The sequence below is a fragment of the Methylobacterium marchantiae genome, assembly GCF_042679825.1.
In the GTDB taxonomy this organism is placed as follows: Bacteria; Pseudomonadota; Alphaproteobacteria; order Rhizobiales; family Beijerinckiaceae; genus Methylobacterium; species Methylobacterium marchantiae.
In genome coordinates this window covers 93,332-114,878 of the sequence record NZ_JBHTND010000004.1, presented here as the reverse complement: position 1 = coordinate 114,878, position 21,547 = coordinate 93,332, and the positions used below count along the sequence as shown (strand labels likewise).

Annotated in this window: 21 protein-coding genes; 12 read left to right on the top strand and 9 right to left on the bottom strand. The window is 67.2% G+C overall.

Annotated features, from left to right (window positions below):
- Window positions 1-35: 35 nt before the first annotated feature.
- Window positions 36-599, bottom strand: coding sequence for a crossover junction endodeoxyribonuclease RuvC (gene ruvC, locus ACFQ4G_RS04490; RefSeq protein ID WP_238204340.1), 564 nt, complete (start codon window positions 597-599; stop codon window positions 36-38).
- 365 nt (window positions 600-964) lie between these two features.
- Window positions 965-1,867: a LysR family transcriptional regulator gene (locus tag ACFQ4G_RS04485; protein WP_238204342.1), complete on the bottom strand. Its 903-nt coding sequence runs from the start codon at window positions 1,865-1,867 to the stop codon at window positions 965-967.
- 100 nt (window positions 1,868-1,967) lie between these two features.
- On the opposite strand from ACFQ4G_RS04485, the gene ACFQ4G_RS04480 reads away from it, so the two are divergent.
- Both ACFQ4G_RS04480 and ACFQ4G_RS04475 read left to right on the top strand, forming a co-directional pair.
- Window positions 1,968-2,924: an alpha/beta fold hydrolase gene (locus tag ACFQ4G_RS04480; protein ID WP_238204343.1), complete on the top strand. Its 957-nt coding sequence runs from the start codon at window positions 1,968-1,970 to the stop codon at window positions 2,922-2,924.
- A 90-nt stretch (window positions 2,925-3,014) separates the two neighbouring features.
- On the top strand, window positions 3,015-3,794 hold the full coding sequence (locus ACFQ4G_RS04475; protein ID WP_238204345.1) for an SDR family oxidoreductase: 780 nt from the start codon (window positions 3,015-3,017) through the stop codon (window positions 3,792-3,794).
- Window positions 3,795-4,766: 972 nt separating this feature from the next.
- Here the strand turns inward: ACFQ4G_RS04475 and ACFQ4G_RS04470 are convergent.
- From ACFQ4G_RS04470 to ACFQ4G_RS04450, 5 genes are all read right to left on the bottom strand, one after another.
- A complete protein-coding gene (locus ACFQ4G_RS04470) occupies window positions 4,767-5,513 on the bottom strand; it encodes a YebC/PmpR family DNA-binding transcriptional regulator (RefSeq protein ID WP_238203968.1) in 747 nt (248 codons plus the stop codon).
- Between the two features lie 297 nt (window positions 5,514-5,810).
- A complete protein-coding gene (locus ACFQ4G_RS04465; protein ID WP_238203970.1) occupies window positions 5,811-6,560 on the bottom strand; it encodes an HAD-IA family hydrolase in 750 nt (249 codons plus the stop codon).
- Window positions 6,554-7,228 carry a ribulose-phosphate 3-epimerase gene (gene rpe, locus ACFQ4G_RS04460; RefSeq protein ID WP_238203973.1) on the bottom strand — a complete coding sequence of 225 codons (675 nt, stop codon included), beginning with the start codon at window positions 7,226-7,228 and terminating at the stop codon, window positions 6,554-6,556. Before rpe ends, ACFQ4G_RS04465 begins: the two co-directional genes overlap by 7 nt.
- A 94-nt stretch (window positions 7,229-7,322) precedes the next feature.
- Window positions 7,323-8,183: a phosphoribulokinase gene (locus ACFQ4G_RS04455; protein ID WP_238203981.1), complete on the bottom strand. Its 861-nt coding sequence runs from the start codon at window positions 8,181-8,183 to the stop codon at window positions 7,323-7,325.
- A gap of 34 nt (window positions 8,184-8,217) precedes the next feature.
- Complete coding sequence (locus ACFQ4G_RS04450; protein WP_238203983.1) at window positions 8,218-9,279, bottom strand: class 1 fructose-bisphosphatase; 1,062 nt, start codon at window positions 9,277-9,279, stop codon at window positions 8,218-8,220.
- Between the two features lie 194 nt (window positions 9,280-9,473).
- On the opposite strand from ACFQ4G_RS04450, the gene ACFQ4G_RS04445 reads away from it, so the two are divergent.
- Window positions 9,474-10,430 (top strand): LysR family transcriptional regulator, encoded by a 957-nt coding sequence (locus ACFQ4G_RS04445; protein ID WP_238203985.1) that lies wholly within the window; start codon window positions 9,474-9,476, stop codon window positions 10,428-10,430.
- Window positions 10,427-11,662 carry an NAD(P)/FAD-dependent oxidoreductase gene (locus ACFQ4G_RS04440; protein ID WP_238203987.1) on the top strand — a complete coding sequence of 412 codons (1,236 nt, stop codon included), beginning with the start codon at window positions 10,427-10,429 and terminating at the stop codon, window positions 11,660-11,662. The genes ACFQ4G_RS04445 and ACFQ4G_RS04440 overlap by 4 nt, the downstream gene beginning before the upstream one ends.
- A gap of 148 nt (window positions 11,663-11,810) precedes the next feature.
- On the opposite strand, the gene ACFQ4G_RS04435 is transcribed toward ACFQ4G_RS04440, so the two are convergent.
- Window positions 11,811-12,101 (bottom strand): helix-turn-helix domain-containing protein, encoded by a 291-nt coding sequence (locus ACFQ4G_RS04435; RefSeq protein WP_238203989.1) that lies wholly within the window; start codon window positions 12,099-12,101, stop codon window positions 11,811-11,813.
- Window positions 12,102-12,438: 337 nt separating this feature from the next.
- Here ACFQ4G_RS04435 and ACFQ4G_RS04430 point away from each other — a divergent pair, with 337 nt between their 5' ends.
- From ACFQ4G_RS04430 to ACFQ4G_RS04395, 8 genes are all read left to right on the top strand, one after another.
- Window positions 12,439-12,933, top strand: coding sequence for an META domain-containing protein (locus ACFQ4G_RS04430; protein ID WP_238203991.1), 495 nt, complete (start codon window positions 12,439-12,441; stop codon window positions 12,931-12,933).
- Window positions 12,934-13,068: 135 nt separating this feature from the next.
- Window positions 13,069-13,239: a hypothetical protein gene (locus ACFQ4G_RS04425; protein WP_238203993.1), complete on the top strand. Its 171-nt coding sequence runs from the start codon at window positions 13,069-13,071 to the stop codon at window positions 13,237-13,239.
- Window positions 13,240-13,511: 272 nt separating this feature from the next.
- Window positions 13,512-14,486: a cysteine synthase A gene (cysK, locus tag ACFQ4G_RS04420; RefSeq protein WP_238203996.1), complete on the top strand. Its 975-nt coding sequence runs from the start codon at window positions 13,512-13,514 to the stop codon at window positions 14,484-14,486.
- Window positions 14,487-14,579: 93 nt separating this feature from the next.
- Window positions 14,580-15,833, top strand: coding sequence for a DUF2254 domain-containing protein (locus tag ACFQ4G_RS04415; protein WP_238203997.1), 1,254 nt, complete (start codon window positions 14,580-14,582; stop codon window positions 15,831-15,833).
- A 51-nt stretch (window positions 15,834-15,884) separates the two neighbouring features.
- Window positions 15,885-16,235, top strand: a complete 351-nt coding sequence (locus ACFQ4G_RS04410; RefSeq protein WP_238203999.1) for a hypothetical protein — start codon at window positions 15,885-15,887, stop codon at window positions 16,233-16,235.
- Window positions 16,236-16,484 (top strand): hypothetical protein, encoded by a 249-nt coding sequence (locus ACFQ4G_RS04405; RefSeq protein WP_238204000.1) that lies wholly within the window; start codon window positions 16,236-16,238, stop codon window positions 16,482-16,484.
- Window positions 16,485-16,568: 84 nt separating this feature from the next.
- On the top strand, window positions 16,569-16,748 hold the full coding sequence (locus ACFQ4G_RS04400; RefSeq protein ID WP_238204002.1) for a hypothetical protein: 180 nt from the start codon (window positions 16,569-16,571) through the stop codon (window positions 16,746-16,748).
- 125 nt (window positions 16,749-16,873) lie between these two features.
- A complete protein-coding gene (locus ACFQ4G_RS04395; protein WP_238204011.1) occupies window positions 16,874-18,526 on the top strand; it encodes an acyl-CoA synthetase in 1,653 nt (550 codons plus the stop codon).
- Between the two features lie 30 nt (window positions 18,527-18,556).
- Here ACFQ4G_RS04395 and ACFQ4G_RS04390 read toward each other — a convergent pair whose 3' ends face one another.
- The gene (locus ACFQ4G_RS04390) at window positions 18,557-21,529 is read right to left on the bottom strand and encodes an Eco57I restriction-modification methylase domain-containing protein (protein ID WP_238204015.1); all 2,973 of its coding nucleotides are present in this window, start codon (window positions 21,527-21,529) and stop codon (window positions 18,557-18,559) included.
- Window positions 21,530-21,547 lie beyond the last annotated feature (18 nt).

Sequence of the window (21,547 nt, the reverse complement as noted above, 5' to 3'; positions counted from 1 at the left end):
CCCGCCGCTCCCCGCGGGCGGGGAGAGGGGCCTGCTCACCCCTTCGCCAGGGCCGCCGCGATCCGCGCCGCGGCGAGCCCGCTCACCCCGGCGACGGGGGCGTGGAGCTTCTTCAGGGCATGCGCCCCGCGATGGTTGGCATGGGTGATGGCGATGGCGAGCGCGTCGGCGGCGTCCGCCGTCTTGAACTCGGCCTTGGGCATCAGGAACTTCACCATCGCCTGGATCTGCACCTTCTCGGCGTGCCCCGAGCCGCAGACGGTCTTCTTCACGAGGTTGGCGGCGTATTCCGAGACCGGAAGCCCCGCCAGAGCCGGCACCAGCAGGGCGATGGCGCGGGCATGTCCCAGCTTCAGCGTCGCCTGCGCGTCCTTGTTGACGAAGGTCTCCTCCACGGCGACCTCGTCGGGCGAGAACCCCGCCACCACGCGGGTGATGCCCTCGTGCAGTTCCCGCAGGCGCAGGGCCAGCGGCAGGTCCCCGTCCGAGGTCACCACCCCGCAATCGACGTAAGTGAGCTTCGCCCCGACGACGGAGATCAGCCCCCAGCCGGTACGGCGCAGGCCGGGATCGATGCCGAGGATGCGGATGGGGGTCATGGGGCCTGGATCGCGGTGAACGGCTGGGATGCGGCAGCATAGGCGAAAGCCGTTGCCGGGGATGCCCCTGTGGGAGGGATGTGCGGCGGCAAAGGCTCGGAACGCGCCTTGGCCGTCGCGCAGTTTGCTCCGACGCTCTCGGAACGAGCGTCATTTACGATGCAGGGAGTTGGGCGAATCCTATGTCAGACACCGCGGAATGGTCTCAGTAGTCTATCAGTCCGCGATCAGGCTGGTTCGGTAGCTGCTATCGACCCAACTCAGGCATTCCGACTGCCTTTGATGCCTCTCAAGAGCAGCCATTCGCCAGTCTTCCGACAATTTTGGCTTGGAATAGGTTCCAAGAAGAGGCTCCGTCACCGGTGTTAGAGAATGCCGTCTATACGTCGGAGGGCCGGAATCGCGAAGTCGACGAAGGATCGAACGGTCGGCCGCAGAAAACGCGCCGAGGAATAGGTGATGTACAATTCGGTCGGCTGGATCTCGTAGTCAGCAAGGACCCTGACAAGTCGCCCGTCCGCCAGTTCAGCCGCGACGAGCTGAGCCTGCGCCGTGCCGATGCCCCGCCCCGCCAGCACCGCGTTAATCAGAACCTGGGCGTTGTTCGTCGTCAAGACAGGTTTGACAGTGACATCCGTGGTCTTACCGCCCCGGCACAGCGGAAGCGCGTCCGCGCGGGACAGCACGGTATCGCTGACGAACAGGGCGTGATCGAGCAGGTCGCCCGGTTCGAGGACAGGTTTGCAGCGCGTGGCATAAGCTGGCGATGCCACGAGGATGCGTTGGATCAGGCCGATCCTGCGGATCACCACGTTCTGCTCGACCGGGCGGCCCATACGGATCGCAAGGTCGAAGCCTTCGTGGATCAGGTCGGCGGCCCGGTTCTCCAGCGTCAGGCGCACCGACACTCCGGGATGCAAGCCTTGGAAATCGGCGACGATGGCGTGGAGCCGGCTCTCGCCGAGGCAGACGGGGCCGTGCAGACGCAGGGGGCCGTCGAGCGAGCCCGTCTCGTTGCGGGCTTCCTCGATCGCCGCGTCGATCATGGCGAGGGCTCCACGCGACGCTTCGTAGAGCCGAAGGCCCGGGGTGGTCGGGCTAAGTGCGCGCGAGCTTCGCTCCAGCAGGCGGGTCCGAGCATGCGCCTCGAGGTTGCGGACGAGCTTGCTGACAGCCGGTTGCGACACGCCGAGATCGCGAGCGGCGGCCGTCATCGAACCGCGCTCAACCGTCCGAACGAAGGCGCGCAGGGCGAGGGCGAGGTCCATGCATAACTGTTGGTTATGGAAGCTAGAGCGACCTGACGCATAGACGTAGAGTCGACCCCGGCCAACCCTGTGCGCTCCGATCCCCGATGCGGAGACCACCATGCGAAACGATCGCCGGACCTTTTTGTCGACCGCCATCGGCAGCATGATCGCCCTCGGCACGGCGTCAGCGACCAATGCGGACGACGCGCGTTCGCCATCGTCCGACGCACCTCCGGCTTTGCCTTCAGGAGCCAGCAGTCGCTTCGCGACGCTCAATGGCATCCGGTTGCATTACGTGGTCGCGGGATCGGGGCCCCCGCTGGTGCTGCTGCACGGTTGGCCTCAGACCTGGGCGGCTTGGCGGGCAACCATGGCGGCATTTTCTGACCGCTTCACCGTCATCGCCCCGGACCTCAGGGGTCTGGGGCTCTCCGAGCGAACTCAATCGGGGTACGACAAGCGCACGATCGCTGAGGACATCCGCGCCCTGATCGCGCTTGAGGCGGGTGGGCGCGCAACCGTGGTCGGTCATGATATGGGCGGCAAGGCGGCCTTCGTCCTCGCCCACCTCTATCCCAAAAGCGTCACCCGGCTGGTCCTGGTCGATTGTCTCGTGCCAGGCACCGAGAACACCGACGCCTTGCGTGGCGGTGCATGGCACTACGGTTTCCACATGGCTCCGGACGTCCCGGAGATGCTGACCGCCGGCCGCGAACGGGCCTACATTCGGGAACAGATCCGGGCGTGGTCGTACCGGAAGGATGCGGTCGCCGAAGACGCGATTTCCGAGCATGCCCGGCATTACGCGTCGCCCGGCGGCATGACTGCAGGCTTCAACTACTACCGCGCTTTGCCGGCGGACGCGGCCCTCGTCACGACCTTCGCGGACCGCCGCCTGCCGATGCCGGTTCTGGCAATTGCAGGGCAATACGGCGTTGGATCCAAGCTCGCCGACGCCCTGCACGGAGGAGCCCCTAACCTGACGGCGGTCATTGCCGAGCACAGCGGGCATTTCGTGGCCGAGGAAGTCCCCGAATTTTTCCAGGCACAGCTTGAACGGTTCCTGCTGGCCTGACGCGCTGCCGCCAAATTCGGCGTCGCCCAATGGCGGCGCTGATATCGCCATCGGCGCGATCCGCTGAGCGAACTGGATATCGAGAATAACATGCAACGACTGACCGAAAAGACGTGCGTCATTACGGGCGCTGCACGCGGCATCGGCCGCGCCATTGCGGCCCGCTTTCATCACGAAGGTGGCGTCGTCATTATCACCGACGTTGATGCCGACGCCGGTGAGGCGACGGCCGCAGAAATTGGATGCCAGTTTCAGCGGCTCGATGTCCGTGAGGAAGCCGATTGGCTCCGCTTCGCTGCTCGCGTCCCCGCGATCGACGTCGTGGTCAACAACGCCGGCGTAACCGGATTTGAGAAGGGCATGATCGCCCACGACCCCGAACACGCCAGCCTCGACGATTGGCGAGAGGTCCATCGTGTCAATCTCGACGGCACATTCCTGGGCTGTCGCTACGCGATCGGCGCGATGAAACGACAGGGTCGTGGCTCCATCATCAACATTTCGTCGCGTTCCGGCCTCGTCGGTATCCCGGGCGCTGCGGCTTACGCCTCATCGAAGGCGGCTATTCGGAACCACAGTAAGACCGTTGCCCTCTATTGCGCGCAGCAGGGGTGGAGCATCCGGTGCAACTCGATCCATCCCGCAGCGATCCTAACCCCGATGTGGGAGCCGATGCTTGGCACCGGCCCTGATCGCGAAGCAAAAATGCGGACGCTCGTTGCCGATACGCCCTTGCGACGGTTCGGCATGCCTGAAGAGGTCGCCGCGATTGCAGTTACGCTCGCGTCCGACGAAGCCACCTACGTGACGGGGACTGAGATCAATATCGATGGCGGATTGCTGGCGGGTTCCGCAGCATCTCCTGCCTGACAGAATGCGAGTTCAAATAAGGTGAGGGTTCAGGTCGTGAAAGGCGCTTTGATCGAGCCTCTCTGTCGCCAGCCTGGCCGTCATAGGACGCCTTCCGGTGCGCCGCCGCCGGGCACAGATTTTCAACGTCAGCTCCAATGCGCTGGCAGCCAAGAAACGGACGGTCACAAAATCCACCCCATGCCGCCGCTCAAGTGACGCCACACCCCTGGCCAAGAAGGACCAACGCTGAAACTCCCAACACCAAAGGAATCTTGACAAAATTCCTATTCCATGCCTATATCCCCACACCTGCCGCCCATCGAAGGGGGCTCGCCCGGTGACCGACCGGGTGGGCTTGAAGGGCGGTGGGGCGGTGCCCGCGTCGGTGGTGTCGGTCACCATCGCCCCGGGCGGCGGCTCGATAGTCTGGGGCTCGGATGAGGGCATGGTAGGTCGGGAGTTAAATGCCCCGCCACTGACCCCGTCTGGGCTGCCGAGATGAGGTTTGCGGCCCCTCCAATACGAGAGGGCGTGCGGGGCAAAGTCCGTTCGGTCAGCCGGGTCGGGATGCACACGACCACCTGTGGCGCGACGCAACGCGAGGACCGCTGGAGACACCGCGACGCGAAACAGGCCCCGGCGGGAACGCCGGAGCCTGACGGGACGCCGGGGGACCGGCAAACAATTCTAGCGCTCAATGGGTTCCGCGGCGTCCCGCGTCCCCCTCTTGGGGCTTCGCTTGGGTCGAGAGTCTTGGGTCGGGTTTCTCGGGTCGGGTTTCTTGGGCCATGCCCCCGGCGCTTTTCTGCGCGCGGGGGTGAAGGTATGTGGAGAGCCGGTGGTGCGCGTGTCCTTCTCGCCTCTGCGGGAGACGATGGCCGCCCGCCAGCCAAGTCGGATGAGGGGAGCGCCATCTCCGGAAGCATCGCCCCCTCTCGCGGTCGCTCCGCGACCACCCTCCCCCGCAGAGGGGGGATGGTCGGTGCGGCCTCAGCCTTCGAGCTTGGCCATCAGCGCGTCGGACAGCGCGAAGTTGACGTAGACGTTCTGGACGTCGTCCTGGTCCTCGATGACCTCCACGAGGCGGACAAGCTTCTCGCCGGTCTCGTCGTCGACATCGATCGTGTCGTGGGCCTTCCACACCAGGGCGGTGCGGCGCGGCTCGCCGAACCGGGCCTCCAGGGCCTTCGAGACCTCGGCGTAGGAATCGAGGGCACAGGTGACCTCGTGGCCGTCCTCGGAGGAGCGCACGTCGTCGGCGCCGGCCTCGATGGCGGCTTCCAGCATCGTGTCGGCATCGGCCACGGAGACGTCGAAGGCGACGATCCCGACATGGTCGAACAGGAAGGCGACGGCGCCGGTCTCGGCGAGGTTGCCGCCGGATTTGGTGAAGGCCGAGCGCACGTCGGAGGCGGTGCGGTTGCGGTTGTCGGTCTGCGCCTCGACGATGAGGGCGACGCCGCCGGGGCCGTAGCCCTCGTAGCGGACCTCCTCGTAGTTCTCGGCATCGGCGCCGGAGGCCTTCTTGATGGCGCGCTCGATATTGTCCTTGGGCACGTTCTCGGCCCGGGCCGCGATGATGGCGGCGCGCAGGCGGGCATTCATCGCCGGATCGGGCATGCCGAGCTTGGCCGCCACCGTGATCTCGCGGGCGAGCTTGCCGAAGAGCTTGGAGCGGACCGCGTCGACGCGGCCCTTGCGGTGCATGATGTTCTTGAACTGGGAATGGCCGGCCATGGCGTGACCTTGGGTCGTGTCGGAGGTGGAGCGGAAGTGCGCGCATGCGTCGCCGCAGCGGGATCGGGCCGGGTTATAGGCCGGGTCCGCGCATCGAGGCAACGCGAACTCCTCCGAGGCAACGCGAACTCCGCCCCGGCGTTGGTGCGGCGGGGCCTTTCGCGGCCCCGACGAGGTCCAGCACGATGGCAGGCACACCGGACGGCGAGGCTCGACGGCCGTGGTGGCGGCTCGCTCTCACCGCCTGCCTCGGCCTCGTTGCCGGGGCGACGCTGTTCCCGCGCCCGGCGAAGGGCGTCAGCCCTCGCCCCGATCGTGCCAATCCGCCAAAGCCGCGAGGGTGACGATCCCGCCGGGCCAGGAGACCCCCGCGAGGTGCCGGTGGGGCGCCTCCGGCTCGCCGAGGTCGGACACCGCCGAGAACGCGCCCTCCAGGCTGTGGCCGCCGGTATAGCGGCTGCGGGTGGCGACCACGGGCAGGCCCGCATCCAGCGCCGAGCGGATGCCGGCGGCGGAATCCTCGAAGGCGATCGCCTCGCTGGGCCGCACGCCCAGCCGCGTCAGCGCCAGTACGAACACGTCGGGATGGGGCTTCTTGCGCTCGGCCTCGTCCCCGCAGGCGATGACATCGAACGGGCTGCCCTCGGGGAAGTTGACGGCCACCAGGGTATCGACGTTGGGGCGGCTCGTGGTGCTGGCCACCGCGAGCCGCAGGCCGGCACGCTTCGCTTCCCCGACGAGGCGGGCGATGCCGGGGCGCAGCTCCAGCGCCCCCCGCGTGACGAGGTGGCCGTAGAGCGCGGTCTTGCGGTCGTGGATCTCGCCCATCTGCGCGAGCCGTCCGGCATCCGGCTCGCCATGCTCGGTCCGCACGTAATGCGCGAGCCGCTCCTTGCCGCCCATGACGGTGAGGAGGTCGGCATAGAGCTCGGGCGACCAGTGCCAGTCGAGCCCCATCTCGGAGAAAGCCCGGTTGAAGGCCTGCCGGTGCAGGTCCTCGGTCTCGGCCAGGGTCCCGTCGACGTCGAAGATCAGCGCCTTCAACATGCGACGGTGCCGCCCGCGCCCGCCCGGATCGCAGCGATGCGCTCGGCATATCCGGCCGGCCCGCCCTTGAACACGGCGTTGCCGGCCACGAACGCGTTGGCTCCGGCGGCGGCGGCGAGGCCGACATTCTCCGGCGTGATGCCGCCATCCACCTCGATGTCGATGTCGCGGCCCGCACTCATCGCCTTGATCCGGGCGATCGTCTCCAGCGTCGAGGGAATGAAGCTCTGGCCGCCGAAGCCCGGATTGACCGTCATCACCAGGACGAGATCGACCATGTCGATCAGCGGCTCGATGGCGCTGGCCGGCGTGCCGGGGTTCAGGGCGATGCCGGCGCGCTTGCCGAGGTTGAGGATGGTCTGGAGCGAGCGATGGATATGCGGGCCGGCCTCCACATGGACCGAGATCGCATCCGCCCCCGCCTCGGCGAAGGCCGCGAGATAGGGGTCGGCGGGCGCGATCATCAGGTGGACGTCGAACACCTTGGCGCTGTGCGGCCTGAGAGCCTTCACCACGCCGGGGCCGAAGGTGATGTTGGGCACGAAATGCCCGTCCATGACGTCGAGATGGATCCAGTCCGCCCCCGCCTCGGACACCGCGCGGACTTCCTCGCCGAGATTGGCGAAATCGGCGGAGAGGATCGAGGGAGAGATGATGGGGCCGGTCATGCGTGTCGTCTTCCAGGCTGTCTCGTCACCGAGATGTCTCTTACATAGTCGCCGATCCGGGCGCGGCACCGGCACCCGGACATGGGTCCACCTCTCAGGCGAGCCGGCGCTTGCGCTCCACCAATTGCATGATGATCGGCGTGAGGATGAGCTGCATCGCGAGGTCGAGCTTGCCCCCCGGGATCACGATGGAATTGGCCCGGCTCATGAAGGAGCCCTGGATCATCGAGATCAGGTAGGAGAAATCGATGCCCTTCGGGTCCTTGAAGCGGATCACCACCATCGATTCGTCGGCGGTGGGGATCCAGCGCGCGATGAAGGGGTTGGAGGTGTCCACCGTCGGCACGCGCTGGAAGTTGATGTCCGTCCAGGTGAATTGCGGGCAGATCGTCTGCACGTAATCCGGCATGCGCCGCAGGATCACGTCGGTGACGGCCTCGGTGGAATAGCCGCGGAACGAGCGGTCCCGGTGCAGCTTCTGGATCCATTCGAGGTTGATCACCGGCACCACGCCGATCTTGAGATCGGCGTAGCGGGCCATGTCGACATTGTCGTCGACGACGCAGCCGTGAAGGCCCTCGTAGAACAGCAGGTCCGAGCCCGGCGGGAAGTCCTCCCAGGGGGTGAAGGTGCCGGGCTTGGCGCCGTAGGTCTGCGCATCGGCCGCGTCGTGGACGTAGTGCCGCGTCCGCCCCGTGCCGGACTCGCCGTAGGAGCGGAACACCTCCTCCAGTTCGGGCAGGAGATTGGCGCGGGGCGCGAAATGGCTGAGCGTCGGCTCCTCCGCCATCGCCTTGCGCATGGCGTTGCGATCGAGGGCGTGGAACGCGTCGCCCTCGATGTAGACGGCGCTCACATCCTCGCGGCGGAAGATCTGCTCGAACGTATTGCGCACGGAGGTCGTGCCGGCGCCGGACGAGCCGGTGACCGAGATGATGGGGTGACGCGCCGACATGAACGATGCCCGACCGGTTCCAGCCCGTATCCGATCAGCCGCGCATCAGGCCGCGCTGGCCGAAGAGCGGCGAGCGGCCGGCGGCGGGATTGCGGCCGCCGTAATACTTGGCGACGACGGCCACGTCCTCGGTCGAACCGAAGACCAGCGGAACGCGCTCGTGGATGCCGGTCGCGCCGATGTCGAGGATACGGTTGGCGCCGTCGGTGGCGGCGGCACCGGCCTGCTCCATCAGCATGGCGATGGGGGCGGCCTCGTAGAGAAGGCGCAGGCGCCCCTGGGCGTAGCCCTTCCGGTTGTCGCCCGGATACAGGAACACGCCGCCGCGGATGAGGACCCGCTGCGCGTCGGCCACGAGGGAGCCGAGCCAGCGCATGTTGAAGTCCTTGTCGAGGGGGCCGTCGGAACCGGCCAGGCAATCCTCGATGTAGGCCTTCACCGGCGTGTCCCAGTGACGGGCATTGGAGGCGTTGATGGCGTATTCCTTGGCGGCCGGCACCACCTCGATCGCGGGGCTGGTGAGGCGGAACACGCGCTCGGCCCGGTCGAGGGTGTAGATCTGCGTGCCGAAGCCCAGGGTGACGACGAGGGAGGTCGCGGGGCCGTAGGTGACGAAGCCGGCGGCGAGCTGCGCCGTTCCCGGACTCGTGAACGAGCCGATCGGGTTCTCCGGCGTCGATCCCACGGGGCGGATGCCGAAGATCGACCCCACTGCCATGTTCACGCCGATATTGGACGAGCCGTCCAGGGGATCGATGGCGACGGCCAGGGGGGCGCCCGCATTGAGGAGCATGACGCCCTCGGCCTCCTCGGAGGCGACCTCCGCCACCGGCGCGCCGCGCAAAGCCTCGGTGAAGCGCTCGTGGGCCAGCACGTCGAGGGCCTTCTGGACGTCGCCGTCGCTGTTCTGCTCGCCCTGGGCGGCCAGGTCGCCGCCTCCGAGGGCGCCGCGACCGATGACCTCGCTCACATCGACGGCCGCCTCGGCGCAGGCCGCGATGACGGCGGCCACATCGGCCAAAGCCGGATCGGCGGCCACGGCAAGGGCGAGGCATGCATCGAGCCGAGACCCGATCTCCAGAGACCCCATCGACATCCGCTCACGTCCTCTTCATCGACCCACCGGCAAATCCGGCTTCTCATCGTCCATCCGGCCGGGCGTCCGGCCCCGGATGCCGCCATTTGCACGATAGCGCCGCCATCAACCAGAGCACCAGACGGGCAATCCCCCTGCAAAGAAGGAATTCTGAAAAAACTTGCGGGCGGTTCCAAAAAAACTAAAAACGCCGAATGCGCAACCTTTCGCTCAAGCAACTCCAGGCCGTCGCAGCGGTCGCCCGTCTCGGGACGATGACCCGCGCGGCGCAGGAACTCAACGTCACCTCGGCGGCGCTCTACGCCCGCATCCGCCAGCTGGAGGAGGAGGCGGGGCTGCTGCTGTTCGACCGAACGCCGACGGGCCTCAAGCCGACCGATGCCGGCCGGGAGATGCTGTGGGCGATCGACAGCATCAACACGGTGCTCGAAACCTGCGCCGACCGGCTCCAGACGCTCAAGGGCGGAAGCGGCGGCCGGGTCGCCATGGGCGTGGTGTCCACAGCCAAGTACTTCACGCCTCAGATCATCGCCGGCTTCGTCGCCCGCTATCCCGCCGTGGAGATCAACCTCGTGGTCGGCAATCGCGGCGCCATGGTCGAGGCGCTCCGCAATTACGAGATCGACTTCGCGATCATGGGCCGCCCGCCGCGCGACTTCGCCATCGAGGCCGAGATGTTCGGCGCGCATCCGCTGGTGATCATCGCCGCTCCCGGCCATCGCCTCAGCGGGCGCACCAATCTCACGCGAGCGGATCTGGCGGAGGAATCCTTCCTCGTGCGCGAGGAAGGATCGGGCACCCGCACGGTGTTCGAGGAGTTCATGTCCGGCATCATGATCCAGCGCGCCAAGCTCGGCATCGATTCCGGCTCCAACGAGACGATCAAGCAGGCGGTCATGGCCGGGCTCGGCATCGCCCTCATCTCCGGCCACACGGTGGCGGCCGAGGTCGAGAGCGGGCGCATGGTCCTGCTCGACGTGCAGGGCTTGCCGATCCGCCGCGACTGGTACGTGGTCCGCCGCGCCGACAAGGTGCTGGGGCCGGCGGCGGCGGCGTTCTGGGACTACACGGTGAAGGAGGGCGGGCGGCGGCTGCCGCGCCTGGCCTTGAAACCGGCCGTCAGCTCGATCACCGCGGAGTTCGAGGCGTGAGCGAGACCGGGATCGTCATCGTCGGCGCCGGTCAGGCCGGGTTCCAGGCGGCGGCCTCCCTGCGAGAGGCGGGCCATGCCGGCCCGGTGACGATGATCGGCGACGAGCCGAGCCTGCCCTATCAGCGTCCGCCCCTGTCGAAAGCCTATCTCGCCGGCAAGGTGGATGCGACCGGCCTGTTCCTGCGCGCTCCGGGCTTCTTCGCGGATCACCGCATCGCCTGCGAGACCTCCGTCCAGGCCGCATCGATCGACCGGGCCGCCCAGCATGTCCGGCTCAGCGATGGACGCGACCTGGCCTACGATCATCTCATCCTGGCGACGGGATCGAGGAACCGGCCCCTGCCGGTGCCCGGAACCGACCTCGCCGGCGTCCACCAGCTGCGTTCGATCGCGGATGCCGACCGGATCCAGGCGGCTTTGGCCGAAGCGCGCAACGTCGCCATCATCGGCGCGGGCTTCATCGGGCTCGAATTCGCCAGCATCTGCGCCGCGCGCGGCCTCACCGTCACCGTCGTCGAGGCCGCGGATCGGCCCATGGCCCGAGCCGTCTCCGAGCCGATCGCCGCGTTCTTCCGGGAGACGCACGAGAGCGCCGGAATCCGCTTCCTGTTCGGCAACGGCGTCCAGGCCATCGAAGGCCGGGACGGTCGGGCCGAGGCGCTCCAATTGTCGGACGGCACCGCCTGCCCGGCCGATCTCGTCCTGATCGGCATCGGAGTGATCCCCAATCAGGACATCGCTGCGGAAGCAGGCCTCCGGGTCGAGGACGGCATCGTCGTCGATTCGGTCCTCGCCACCGACGATCCCTGCGTCTCGGCCGTCGGCGATTGCGCCCGGTTTCCGACGCGATTCGCCGCTCATGGCACAGCGCGGGTGGAATCCGTGCAGAACGCCATCGATCAGGGGCGCTGCGTCGCCGCCCGCATTGCAGGGCGCGCCACGCCCTACGATGCCGTCCCGTGGTTCTGGAGCGACCAGGGCGGGCACAAGCTGCAGATGGTGGGGCTGCCGATCCCGAGCGACGTCTCGGTGCGGCGCCGGACCGCCAACGGCTTCGCGGTGTTCCGCTATCGCGGCACCAGCGTCACCGGGATCGAGACCGTGGATTCGGCGGCCGAGCACATGGCCGCCCGCCGGATCATCGCGCGCGGCCTGTCGCCGACACCGGAGGAGGTCGCCGATCCGGCCTTCGACCTCAAGGCGCTGGCCATGGGACGCGGCGGCCCCTGACATACGCCTCCCGAACGGGCGGCCCGACCGTGTCGGGCCTAAGCAGGTTCGCGTTGGCAAGCCAACGCTTCACCCTGCTTAGCTTATTGATGTGTCGCAGGTTTTTGTCGCAGAACCGGCGACCACTTCTGCGAAACCTGCTTGGCCTTCAGTGATCGTTCTCGGTGGTCAGCGATCCGAGCCGGGTGCCTTCGTCGCCGCCCGTCTGGCGCAGGCCGACCCCGTTCTCGTTGCCCTCGCGGAAGACGATGCCGGCGGCCATGAGGGAACTTCGCAAAGCTTCGATCTGGCCCGATGGCGGGTCGCCGGCGCCGCTCTCAAAGGCTCTCACATCCTGCTCGGCCAAGCCGACCTTGGCCGCGAGGTCGGCCTCCGACCAGCCCAGCATGCCGCGCGCGGCGCGCGACTGGGCCGGGCTCATGATATTCAGGCCCGCCACGCCCCGTCCGCTCTCGTCCAGTCCCGACAAAGCAAGCTCCACTCGTTCTGCGGTGCTCGAAACGCACCGACGCCTAAGCTGCTTTAACGAGGCTGATCTCGGGATAGTTCACGTCTAACCCGGGTGGATCGCCGTTTCGGACGGGATGACAACGAAAACTGACGCCGGACAGTCTTGACCATATTTGTGCTGGAATCTTATCGGAAGGGCGGTTCCTCGTCGTCGATGCGAAGCCTCGTCCGGCGAGGACTTGCGCGCCGCACGGTCGGCGACCGTGTCCCGGAGCCGGGGCGCGACGATGCGAGTCCGATTGGTGATGGCGAAGGAGGGCCTGACGATGAGAGCGATGCTGTTCGCCGCGATGGCTTGTGCCGTGACGGCAGGGATGCCGGCGACGGACGCAATGGCGCAGGGAAACAACGTCACGGGTTTCGGCAAGGACAACCGCGAGAAGCCCGAGAAGAAGCAGTACGTTCCGGCCTCCAAGGCTCAGGAAAAGATGTTTCCCCTCGACGCGACCTGGACCGCCGTGAGCCTGAACGGGAAGCCCTTCAACGGCGCCGACCGCCCGAGCTTCATTATCGACAAGCAGTACCGCGCCCGCGGCTATGGCGGCTGCAACACCTTCGCGGCCACGGCCTTCCCGCTGCGTGAGCAGCATCTCGCGGTCGGCCCCCTCGCTCTCACGAAGAAGCCCTGCGACAAGGGCACCGGCGCCACCGAGCAGGATTTCTTCATCGCCCTGCGCACGGCCGCCCAATGGGACCTCGTCGGCTCGCAACTGGTGATCAAGAGCCAGAAGGGTGAGCTGAAGTTCGACCGCGCGCTCTGAGCGTGCCTCACATGGGATTCGTCGGCCTCGCTTTAACACCGCGTTGACGACGATCCGAGGTCTCGGCTGCGGCTTTACCCCTCGTTCAACGCCCCCGTCGCCTTCTGCCGATCACGGCTGAGGCGAGGGAAGCGAATGGTCAAGAGACTGGAATGGGCGACCGGTAGCGTCCTCAGGCGCGGCGCCGGCGAGGATTCGCTCTACATCTGCCCGCCGAGCCTGCATCCGGCAGCGTTCCGGATCGCGCTGACCACGCCGCTCTGCGCGACCCTGCTCGTGCTCTCGGCAATGGTCCTGTTCTCCTGAAGGACATTCGATCTCGTCATCGCCGCAGGCGCCGAAGCTTCGGCATCAGCCGACCTAAAGCGAGTGATGAGAACAACATTCCCCTTATGTGGGCTCAAGCAGAGCAATGTTTCTACTGGCAGTTTTGTCCGTTGAAGACGGAGAAGATTTGTCTTTATGCTGCGTCCATTGCCGATTGCCTCCGATAGATTGACGCGATATCCCGGCGCACACCGAGCGCAGGGCCCGTCGCGGCCTGCGCACCGCGCAAGAGCCGATCAGGAGATCTCGCCATGGCCGACACCAGCCCCTCGCAGTCCCGCAAACCCGGTCACGGCCACATCTACGGCTCGATCACCGAGACGATCGGCAACACGCCCCTGGTCCGGCTCAACCGGATCACCAAGGAGCGCGGCGTCGATGCCGAGATCCTGCTGAAGCTCGAATTCTTCAACCCGATCGCCAGCGTGAAGGACCGGATCGGCGTCAACATGATCGACGCCCTCGAAGCCTCCGGCCAGTTGAAGCCGGGCGGCACCCTGGTCGAGCCCACCTCCGGCAATACCGGCATCGCCCTGGCCTTCGTGGCGGCGGCGCGCGGCTACCGCCTGATCCTCGTCATGCCTGAGACCATGTCGCTGGAGCGCCGCAAGATGCTGGCCTTCCTCGGTGCGGAACTCGCCCTCACCCCCGGCCCGCAGGGCATGAAGGGCGCGATCAGCAAGGCCGAGGAGCTTCTCAACGAGATTCCCGGCTCGATCATGCCGCAGCAATTCTCGAACCCGGCCAATCCCGAGATCCACCGCAAGACCACCGCCGAAGAGATCTGGAACGACACCCAGGGCCAGCTCGACGCGTTCGTGGCCGGCGTCGGCACCGGCGGCACCATCACGGGCGTCGGCAGCGTGCTGAAGCCCCGCTTGCCGAACCTCAAGGTCGTCGCCGTCGAGCCGACCGATTCGCCCGTCATCTCCGGCGGCCAGCCCGGCCCCCACAAGATCCAGGGCATCGGCGCCGGCTTCATCCCGGGCAACCTCGACCGCGAGGTGATCGACGAGGTGATCACCGTCTCGAACCAGGAAGCCTTCGACACGGCCCGCCTCCTCGCCAAGCTGGAAGGCATTCCCGGCGGCATCTCCACCGGCGGCAACGTCGCCGCCGCCCTGAAACTGGCCGCCCGGCCGGAATTCCAGGGCAAGCGCATCGTCACCGTGGCCTGCTCCTTCGCCGAGCGCTACATTTCGTCGGCGCTCTTCGAGGGGATCTGATCCCCGACGGTCGGCCCCATCGCGGGGCCGACCTTGTCCACGACGACGGCGCTTCCTCCCCGTGGCTTCCGAGCCTCCGCCTGAAGGCCGCCCTTGTCCTCGACCGCCCTCTACCGGATTCGCCGCGCCACCCGCCGCCCCTGGCTGCGGGTGGCCGCCTTCTGCGGAGCCGGTGTGGCCGCGGCCCTGGCCTCGGCCTTCGGCGCGCCGCTGATCCCCATCGAGATCGCCCGATCGATCGGGTCCGACGCCGTCGACCAGATCCTGTCCGTGCTCGCGACGAGCATGTTGCCGGTGGCGACCTTCTCGCTCTCGATCATGGTGCAGGCCTATGGCGGCGCCACCAGCAACGTGACGCCCCGCGCCGTGACCCTGCTGATGGAGGATACCCGCGCGCAGAATGCGGTGGCGAGCTTCATCGGCGCCTTCGTCTACAGCGTGGTCGGGCTGATCGCGCTCAAGACCCATTTCTACGGCGACCAGGGCCGGGTCATCCTGTTCGGCCTCACCCTCGTCGTCCTCGCCCTGGTGGTCGTCACCCTGGTGCGCTGGATCGACACCCTGGCCCATCTCGGCCGGGTCGGCGAGACCGTGGACGCCATTGAGGAGGCGACCTGCGCGGCGATCAGGCGGCGGGCCGAGGCCCCCTATCTCGGCGGCCTGCCCTGGTGCCCCGCGCCGGAGGGCGCGATCGCCGTGCAGGCGCGGAGCACGGGCTACATCCAGCACGTGGATGCCGGGGCGCTGGAGACGCTCGCCGAGGCGTCGGACTTGGTCCTGCATCTGGCGGTCCTGCCGGGAGGCTTCGTGCACCGGGGCCGTCTCCTGGTGGAGATCGACGGCGATCCGGACGAGGCGACCCTGGCCGGCATCGCCAAGGCCTTCGTGATCGGCGACAGGCGCAGCTTCGACGACGATCCCCGCTTCGGCATCATCGTCCTCACCGAGGTCGCCTCGCGCGGGCTGTCCGCGGCGATCAACGATCCCGGCACGCCGATCGACGTCATCGGCACGCAGGTGCGGGTGCTGACGCTCTGGGCCGAATGCCGCGCCGCGCCGGCACGGGCCGAGACCCGCCCTCATCTGCGCGTGCCCGGCATCGAGGCGGCGGACCTGTTCGCCGACGCGTTCCGTCCCATCGGCCGCGACGGTGCCGCCTGCGTCGAGGTCGGGATACGCCTTCAGAAGGCGCTCGCCGCCCTCCACGCCATCGGCGGACCGGACTTCCAGGCGGCCGCGCGCCGAGAGGCGGACAATGCGCTCGCGCGGGCGGAGACGCTCCTCGACCTGCCCGACGATCTCGAAGCCCTGCGGGCCGCCCACGCCCTCGTCGGGCGTCGGGGCTGACGCAACTTCGCAGCCCGTGGCGTGGTTGAACCTCCAACATCGGAGGACATCATGACGGATAAGCCGCGCCAGCGACCCTCGCTGAAGGATTTCGACGCCTATACGGACCGCAACGGCCAGAATCCGGGCCAGAACCTCGACCAGGACGGGGCCCGCGATGTCGGCATCCCGTCCCGCGCGCAGGCAAGCCTCAAGGGCGATCCCTCGGGAGAGGCCAAGACCGCCCGCATCGCCTCCGGGACGCCGAGCGAGGACGCCACCGACCAGACGGAGGCGGAAGTGCCGGCCGAGAATATCCGCGCCATCGGCGATGCCTCGCAGAAGGCCGTTCCTCAGAGCGAGGCGACGAAGGATTCGATCGATCGCGCCACCGCGAGCGTCGGCAAGGACGAGGAGAGCTAGATGTCGGATTTCGACAAGCAGCCCACCGATGCGGCGACGCGCAAGCACGACGAGGTCGGGTCCCCGGGCAAGCCTGCGGTAGGAGGCGGACACCAGACCGCGCAGCAGGCGGACATCACCGGGATCGATGCGGGAGGCCGCACCGATGCCGACCGGAAGGCGAACTGGAAGGAGGGCAGTGGCCAGGAGGGGCGCAACCCGGCGCCCGTGGGCGGCTCCTCGGACGGTCAATCCGATCGCAAACGGTGAGCGATCTCGGCGGATGCCGCGCAAAGGTTTTTAGACGCCAAGACGTTGAAACGACAAGACTTCGAAAAGGGGAGAGAAACAGCCATGGCGGACGATGCGGACAAGGAGTGTGAACCGCCCAAGGAAAAGCCGACCAACGGAAAGCCGGCCAACGCGGCGCCCGATGCGGTGATGGACCCGAACGAGAAGACCGACGGCAAGCCGGGAGAAGGGCCGAAGGGCGGCAAGACGCCGGACGGTGAGACCGATCCTGGCGGCGGCTGACGCCTCGTGTCATGACGGAAGAGGGCGCGTCCTCGGAATGGGGCGCGCCCTTTTCGATGCGGGCAGGCAAGGGCATTGAGCGGATCGGCGGGGCGAGTACTGTCTTCCAAAGGGAGACAGACGCCATGAATGCCCCTGATCCGGCAGCCAGAGCCGAGACGATCTACGACCGTGATCTCGACAAGAACCCCGCCAATCATCAGCCGCTGACGCCGCTGAGTTATCTCGACCGGGCGGCGCGGGTGTTTCCCGACCACGTGGCGGTGATCCACGGTGACCTGCGCCGGACTTACGCCGAGCTCTACGAGCGCAGCCGGCGTCTTGCGGCGTCCCTCGTCGCGCGGGGCATCGGCCGAGGCGATACGGTGGCGGTGATGCTCGCCAACACGCCCGAGATGATCGAGTGCCATTACGGGGTGCCGATGACCGGCGCGGTGCTCAACACCCTGAACACGCGCCTCGACGCCGCCGGCCTCGCCTTCTGCCTCGATCACGGGGAGGCCCGGGTGCTCATCACCGACCGGGAGTTCTCCAGGGTCGTCGGCCCGGCCCTGGAACAGGCGCGGCACAAGCCCCTCGTCGTCGATGTCGACGATCCGGTCTTCACCGGCGAGGGCACAGCGATCGGCAGCCTCGGCTACGAGGCGCTGCTCGACGAAGGGGATCCGACGCGCGATTGGGCGATGCCGGCGGACGAGTGGGACGCGATCTCGCTGAACTACACCTCGGGCACCACCGGCGACCCTAAGGGCGTCGTCTATCACCATCGCGGCGCGGCGTTGCTGTCGCTGGGCAACGTGATCACCGGCAATCTCGGCCAGCACCCGGTCTATCTCTGGACTCTGCCGATGTTCCACTGCAACGGCTGGTGCTTCCCCTGGACCCTGTCGGTGGTGGCCGGCACCCATGTCTGCCTGCGGCAGGTACGGGCCGGGGCGCTCTACGCCGCCATCGCCGAGCACGGCGTCACCCATCTATGCGGCGCGCCGATCGTGATGCAGCTGCTGCTCAACGCATCGGGAAAGGAGCGCCGCCCCCTCCCCCACCGGGTGGCCTTCCTGACGGCGGCCGCACCTCCGCCCCAGGCGGTGCTCGGCGCCATGGGCGCCGCGGGCTTCGACGTCACCCACCTCTACGGCCTCACCGAAACCTACGGCCCGGCGGTGGTGAATGCCTGGCACCGGGATTGGGACGCCCTGGACGCGGATGCGCGTGCGGAAAAAATGGCGCGCCAGGGCGTGCGCTACCCCGTGCTCGAAGGCTTCGACATCCGCGACCCGGAAACCTGTGAATCGGTCCCCGCCGATGGAGAGACCATGGGCGAGGCGATGTTCCGCGGCAACGTGGTGATGCGCGGCTACCTGAAGAACCCGAAGGCCACCGAGGCCGCCTTCAAGGGCGGCTGGTTCCGCTCCGGCGACCTCGGGGTGAAGCACCCGGACGGCTATATCCAGCTCAAGGACCGCTCGAAGGACATCATCATCTCGGGCGGCGAGAACATCTCCTCGATCGAGGTCGAGGACGCCCTGTTCCGCCACCCCGCCGTCTCGGCCGCAGCCGTGGTGGCGCGGCCCGACGCGGAATGGGGCGAGACCCCGATGGCCTTCGTGGAGTTGAAGCCCGGCGCCACCGTGGAGGCCGACGCCCTGATCGCCTGGTGCCGCGAGCGTCTCGCCCCCTACAAGCTGCCCCGCCACATCGTGTTCGGGGAGCTGCCGAAGACCTCGACGGGCAAGGTGCAGAAGTATCTGCTGCGCGAACGGGCGAAGGAGGGGTGAGCGGTCGAGGGCGCATTCCGTCGCGCGACGCTAATGGGCCTCGAACCTGCGATGGACCAGAGCCGTTTCGGCCGCGGTCAGGTTGTAGACCGCCTCGATCGACCGATCGAGGCCGGACCGGACTTCCTTAAAGCGCTGGATCGCTTCTGCGCGGATCTTCACGCTCGGATCGGCATGGATCCGCGCGCCGAGCTGCATCAGCCGCCCGACCTGCGCGACGATCGCGGCGTGCGTCCGCGCCTCGCCGTCGTCGCCGAGGTCGAGGAGCCTGATCGGCAGGGCGGCGAGCTCGTTCGTCCCGACGTTGTTGTTGGAACTGGTGAGCTGGAAACGCCACTGCAGCAGCCGGCTGTTCAGGCAGGCGAGGATGTATTCCGGCGAAAGGTGGCAGGTCGGCGCGACGACGACCGAGTTGGTCGAATCGGCGAAGTACCAACCCGGCTCCGAGAGCGTCGCGGCGATCCGGTGCCTTTCGTCAACGCCGGTGATCCTCTGTGTCGCGATGCGGCGGAGGCCGACCGCGCCCGGCGTGCGGTGGGCTTGCTCGTACCGCGCGCGGTCGAACCATTCGACCCGCCCCTGGCTCAGGGTGCTGTGGATCGCGTAGGCCGAGACCTCGACGCCCTTCAGGAGCTTGCTGTGCCGGGGGTCGTCCGTGATGAAGGCGCGGCGGGTCGTCTGGTTGATCTCGCCGCGGGTGATCCGGATGCCCTGGATGCCGTCGAGGCGTGCGACCGAGTTCGATTGGTGCAGCTTCTTGGCCAGCTCCCATGAGACCTGGTCGGTGATCGGGATAGGCAGGCCGAAGGGATCGATGGCCGCCAGTTCGGAGCGTCGCATCGTGACCTCCTTCGACGGATCGTCGAAAGACGCCCGGGGATAGACGTGGAGACCGATGCGCGGGTTGTGCCTGCGCCTGGAGGACGGACGCTTGCGGCCCCCGACGATCACCGTCGACAGCTTGGCGTCGTAGAAGACGCGGTGCTGGCGGATGTCCTTCTGCGGGAAAGCGCGTGCGTTCAGTTCGTCGAGCTGATCGAGGACGGACAGGCGCGTCGTCTTGCAGCTCAAATCCGCCAGGAGCGCCAGGGGGACGATCATGCCCAGGTAGCCGTTGTGCCTGACGAGTTGCAGGCTCTGGATCAAGAAGAACCGGAACAGGTTCAGCTTCCCGCCCTTGGCCGCATCCAGACGGTCCGTCTTCGCGAGATAGGCGCGGAAGACGTCGTGGGGCCAGGACGCCGCTCCGCGCTCCTTCTCGATGACGTCGTAGGGCGGGTTGCCGATGACCGCATCGAACCAGCCGCGGGCGTGCACCTCCGGAAACGCGGCTTCCCAGGAGAAAGGCCGCGCCTCGACGATCCGCAGCTCGGTCGGCAGAAGCGCATAGGCATCCGTTCCGAGGAGGCTGTTTCCGACGTGGATGTTGCCGGACAGGTCGGGCAGGAACGTCTCGTTCGGGAACAGGACCCTCTGGCGGCCCAGCGTGGACTGCGTCTCGCCCTCGAGGATCTTGAGATAGATCGACATCTCCGAGACTTCGACCGCCTGCCGGTCGATGTCGACGCCGAAGATGCACTCCTTCGCGATGCGTTTCTTGAGTTCGCTCGTGAGCTTCAGGTCGCCGTGCTGATCGGTATAGACAGACTTCCCGTCGCGCTTGTCCGGGTTGAGATGGTAATAGTGGATATGCGCTTGGAACAGCTTCTCCAGCGCCCGGATCAGGAAGGTTCCCGACCCGCAGGCCGGGTCGAGGATCCGGATCCGGCGCATCTGTTCCGGCGTCCGGCCTTCGAGGAGGGGCGCCAGGGCATTGTCGACGATATGGGCGACGATGTGCTCGGGCGTGTAGAAGACGCCGCCCTGTCTGCGAATCTCGGGCTTCGGGGTGACGTTTCCTCTGTGATCGATGATCGAGCCGAGGAAGCGCTCGTACACCGATCCGAGGATTTCGATCGGCAGGGTGCTGAAGAGGTACGGGGATTCGTCCCCGGCGAGATGATCGATGAAATCGGCGAGCCACCGGTCGTCGACCACGCAGGTCTCGACGAAATGCGACGGTGAGCCGGCCCGTCCGTAGAGCCCCCCGTTGAAGGCCGCACGCATGTTCGCCTGATTGCCGACGATCATCGTCCATAGCTCGCCCTTCCGGCGGCCGTTCCGCTCCCAGAGCGCCAGCGCCTGCCGGAGCGGCTGGAAGGTGTCGATGTCGCGGTCCTCGCAGACCCGCTGGAAGATGAGGCGATCGAGGATGACCTGGACGGCCTCGTTGATGGACTCCACGTCCCAGTGAAGGGCGGCATTGTTCTTGATCAGGGATTTGGCGAGCCGGGCGCGCTCGCCTTCGAGGTAGTGCAGGAAATCGGTGTCGACCGCCCTGTTCCGATCCGGCTTGATCAGCCAGAGTTGCCGTTCGGTCCGGGACGTGACCTTGGGAAGGTCTTGGATGAACGCTTCCAGGGAGCCGGCCGCCACCGCCTGGCGCGAGAGCAGGCCCCAGATCCTGGGAGCCGCGGCCAGATAATCCTGGTAGCAGAGGCGCCAGCCCGGGACGACGCTGAACGGCTTCTCGCGGCTCGGCTTTCCGCCGACGACGAACAGGTTCAGTTCGTCGAAATTCGTCGTCAGGCCGATCCAGAGACGCAGATTGTAGACGTAGTTCTGGACCTGGAAGCGGTGGTTCTCCAGCTTCTCGGGAAACTTCTTCGCTTCGCAGACGAACCGGTCGAACCCGCCGATGCGGAAGACGTAATCGGCCTTCCCGTTAATGATGCCGTCATAGGCCCTGTACTCGACCCGCACGTCCCGCATGAAGGGCGGGTCGTCCTTGGTGTTCCTGACGTCCCAGCCCAGAGCCTCGAAGAACGGATCGAGATATTCGTTCCGCAACGAATACTCGTCCAGGCCCCTGCGGTATTCCGGGCGATATTTCTCGAAGCGCTGACATAGACGGCGCAGGACGTCGAGGAAGTGGTCGAAGTCGCGCCCTCGCTGCTGGTCCATCCGCTCCGCTCCCCTGAA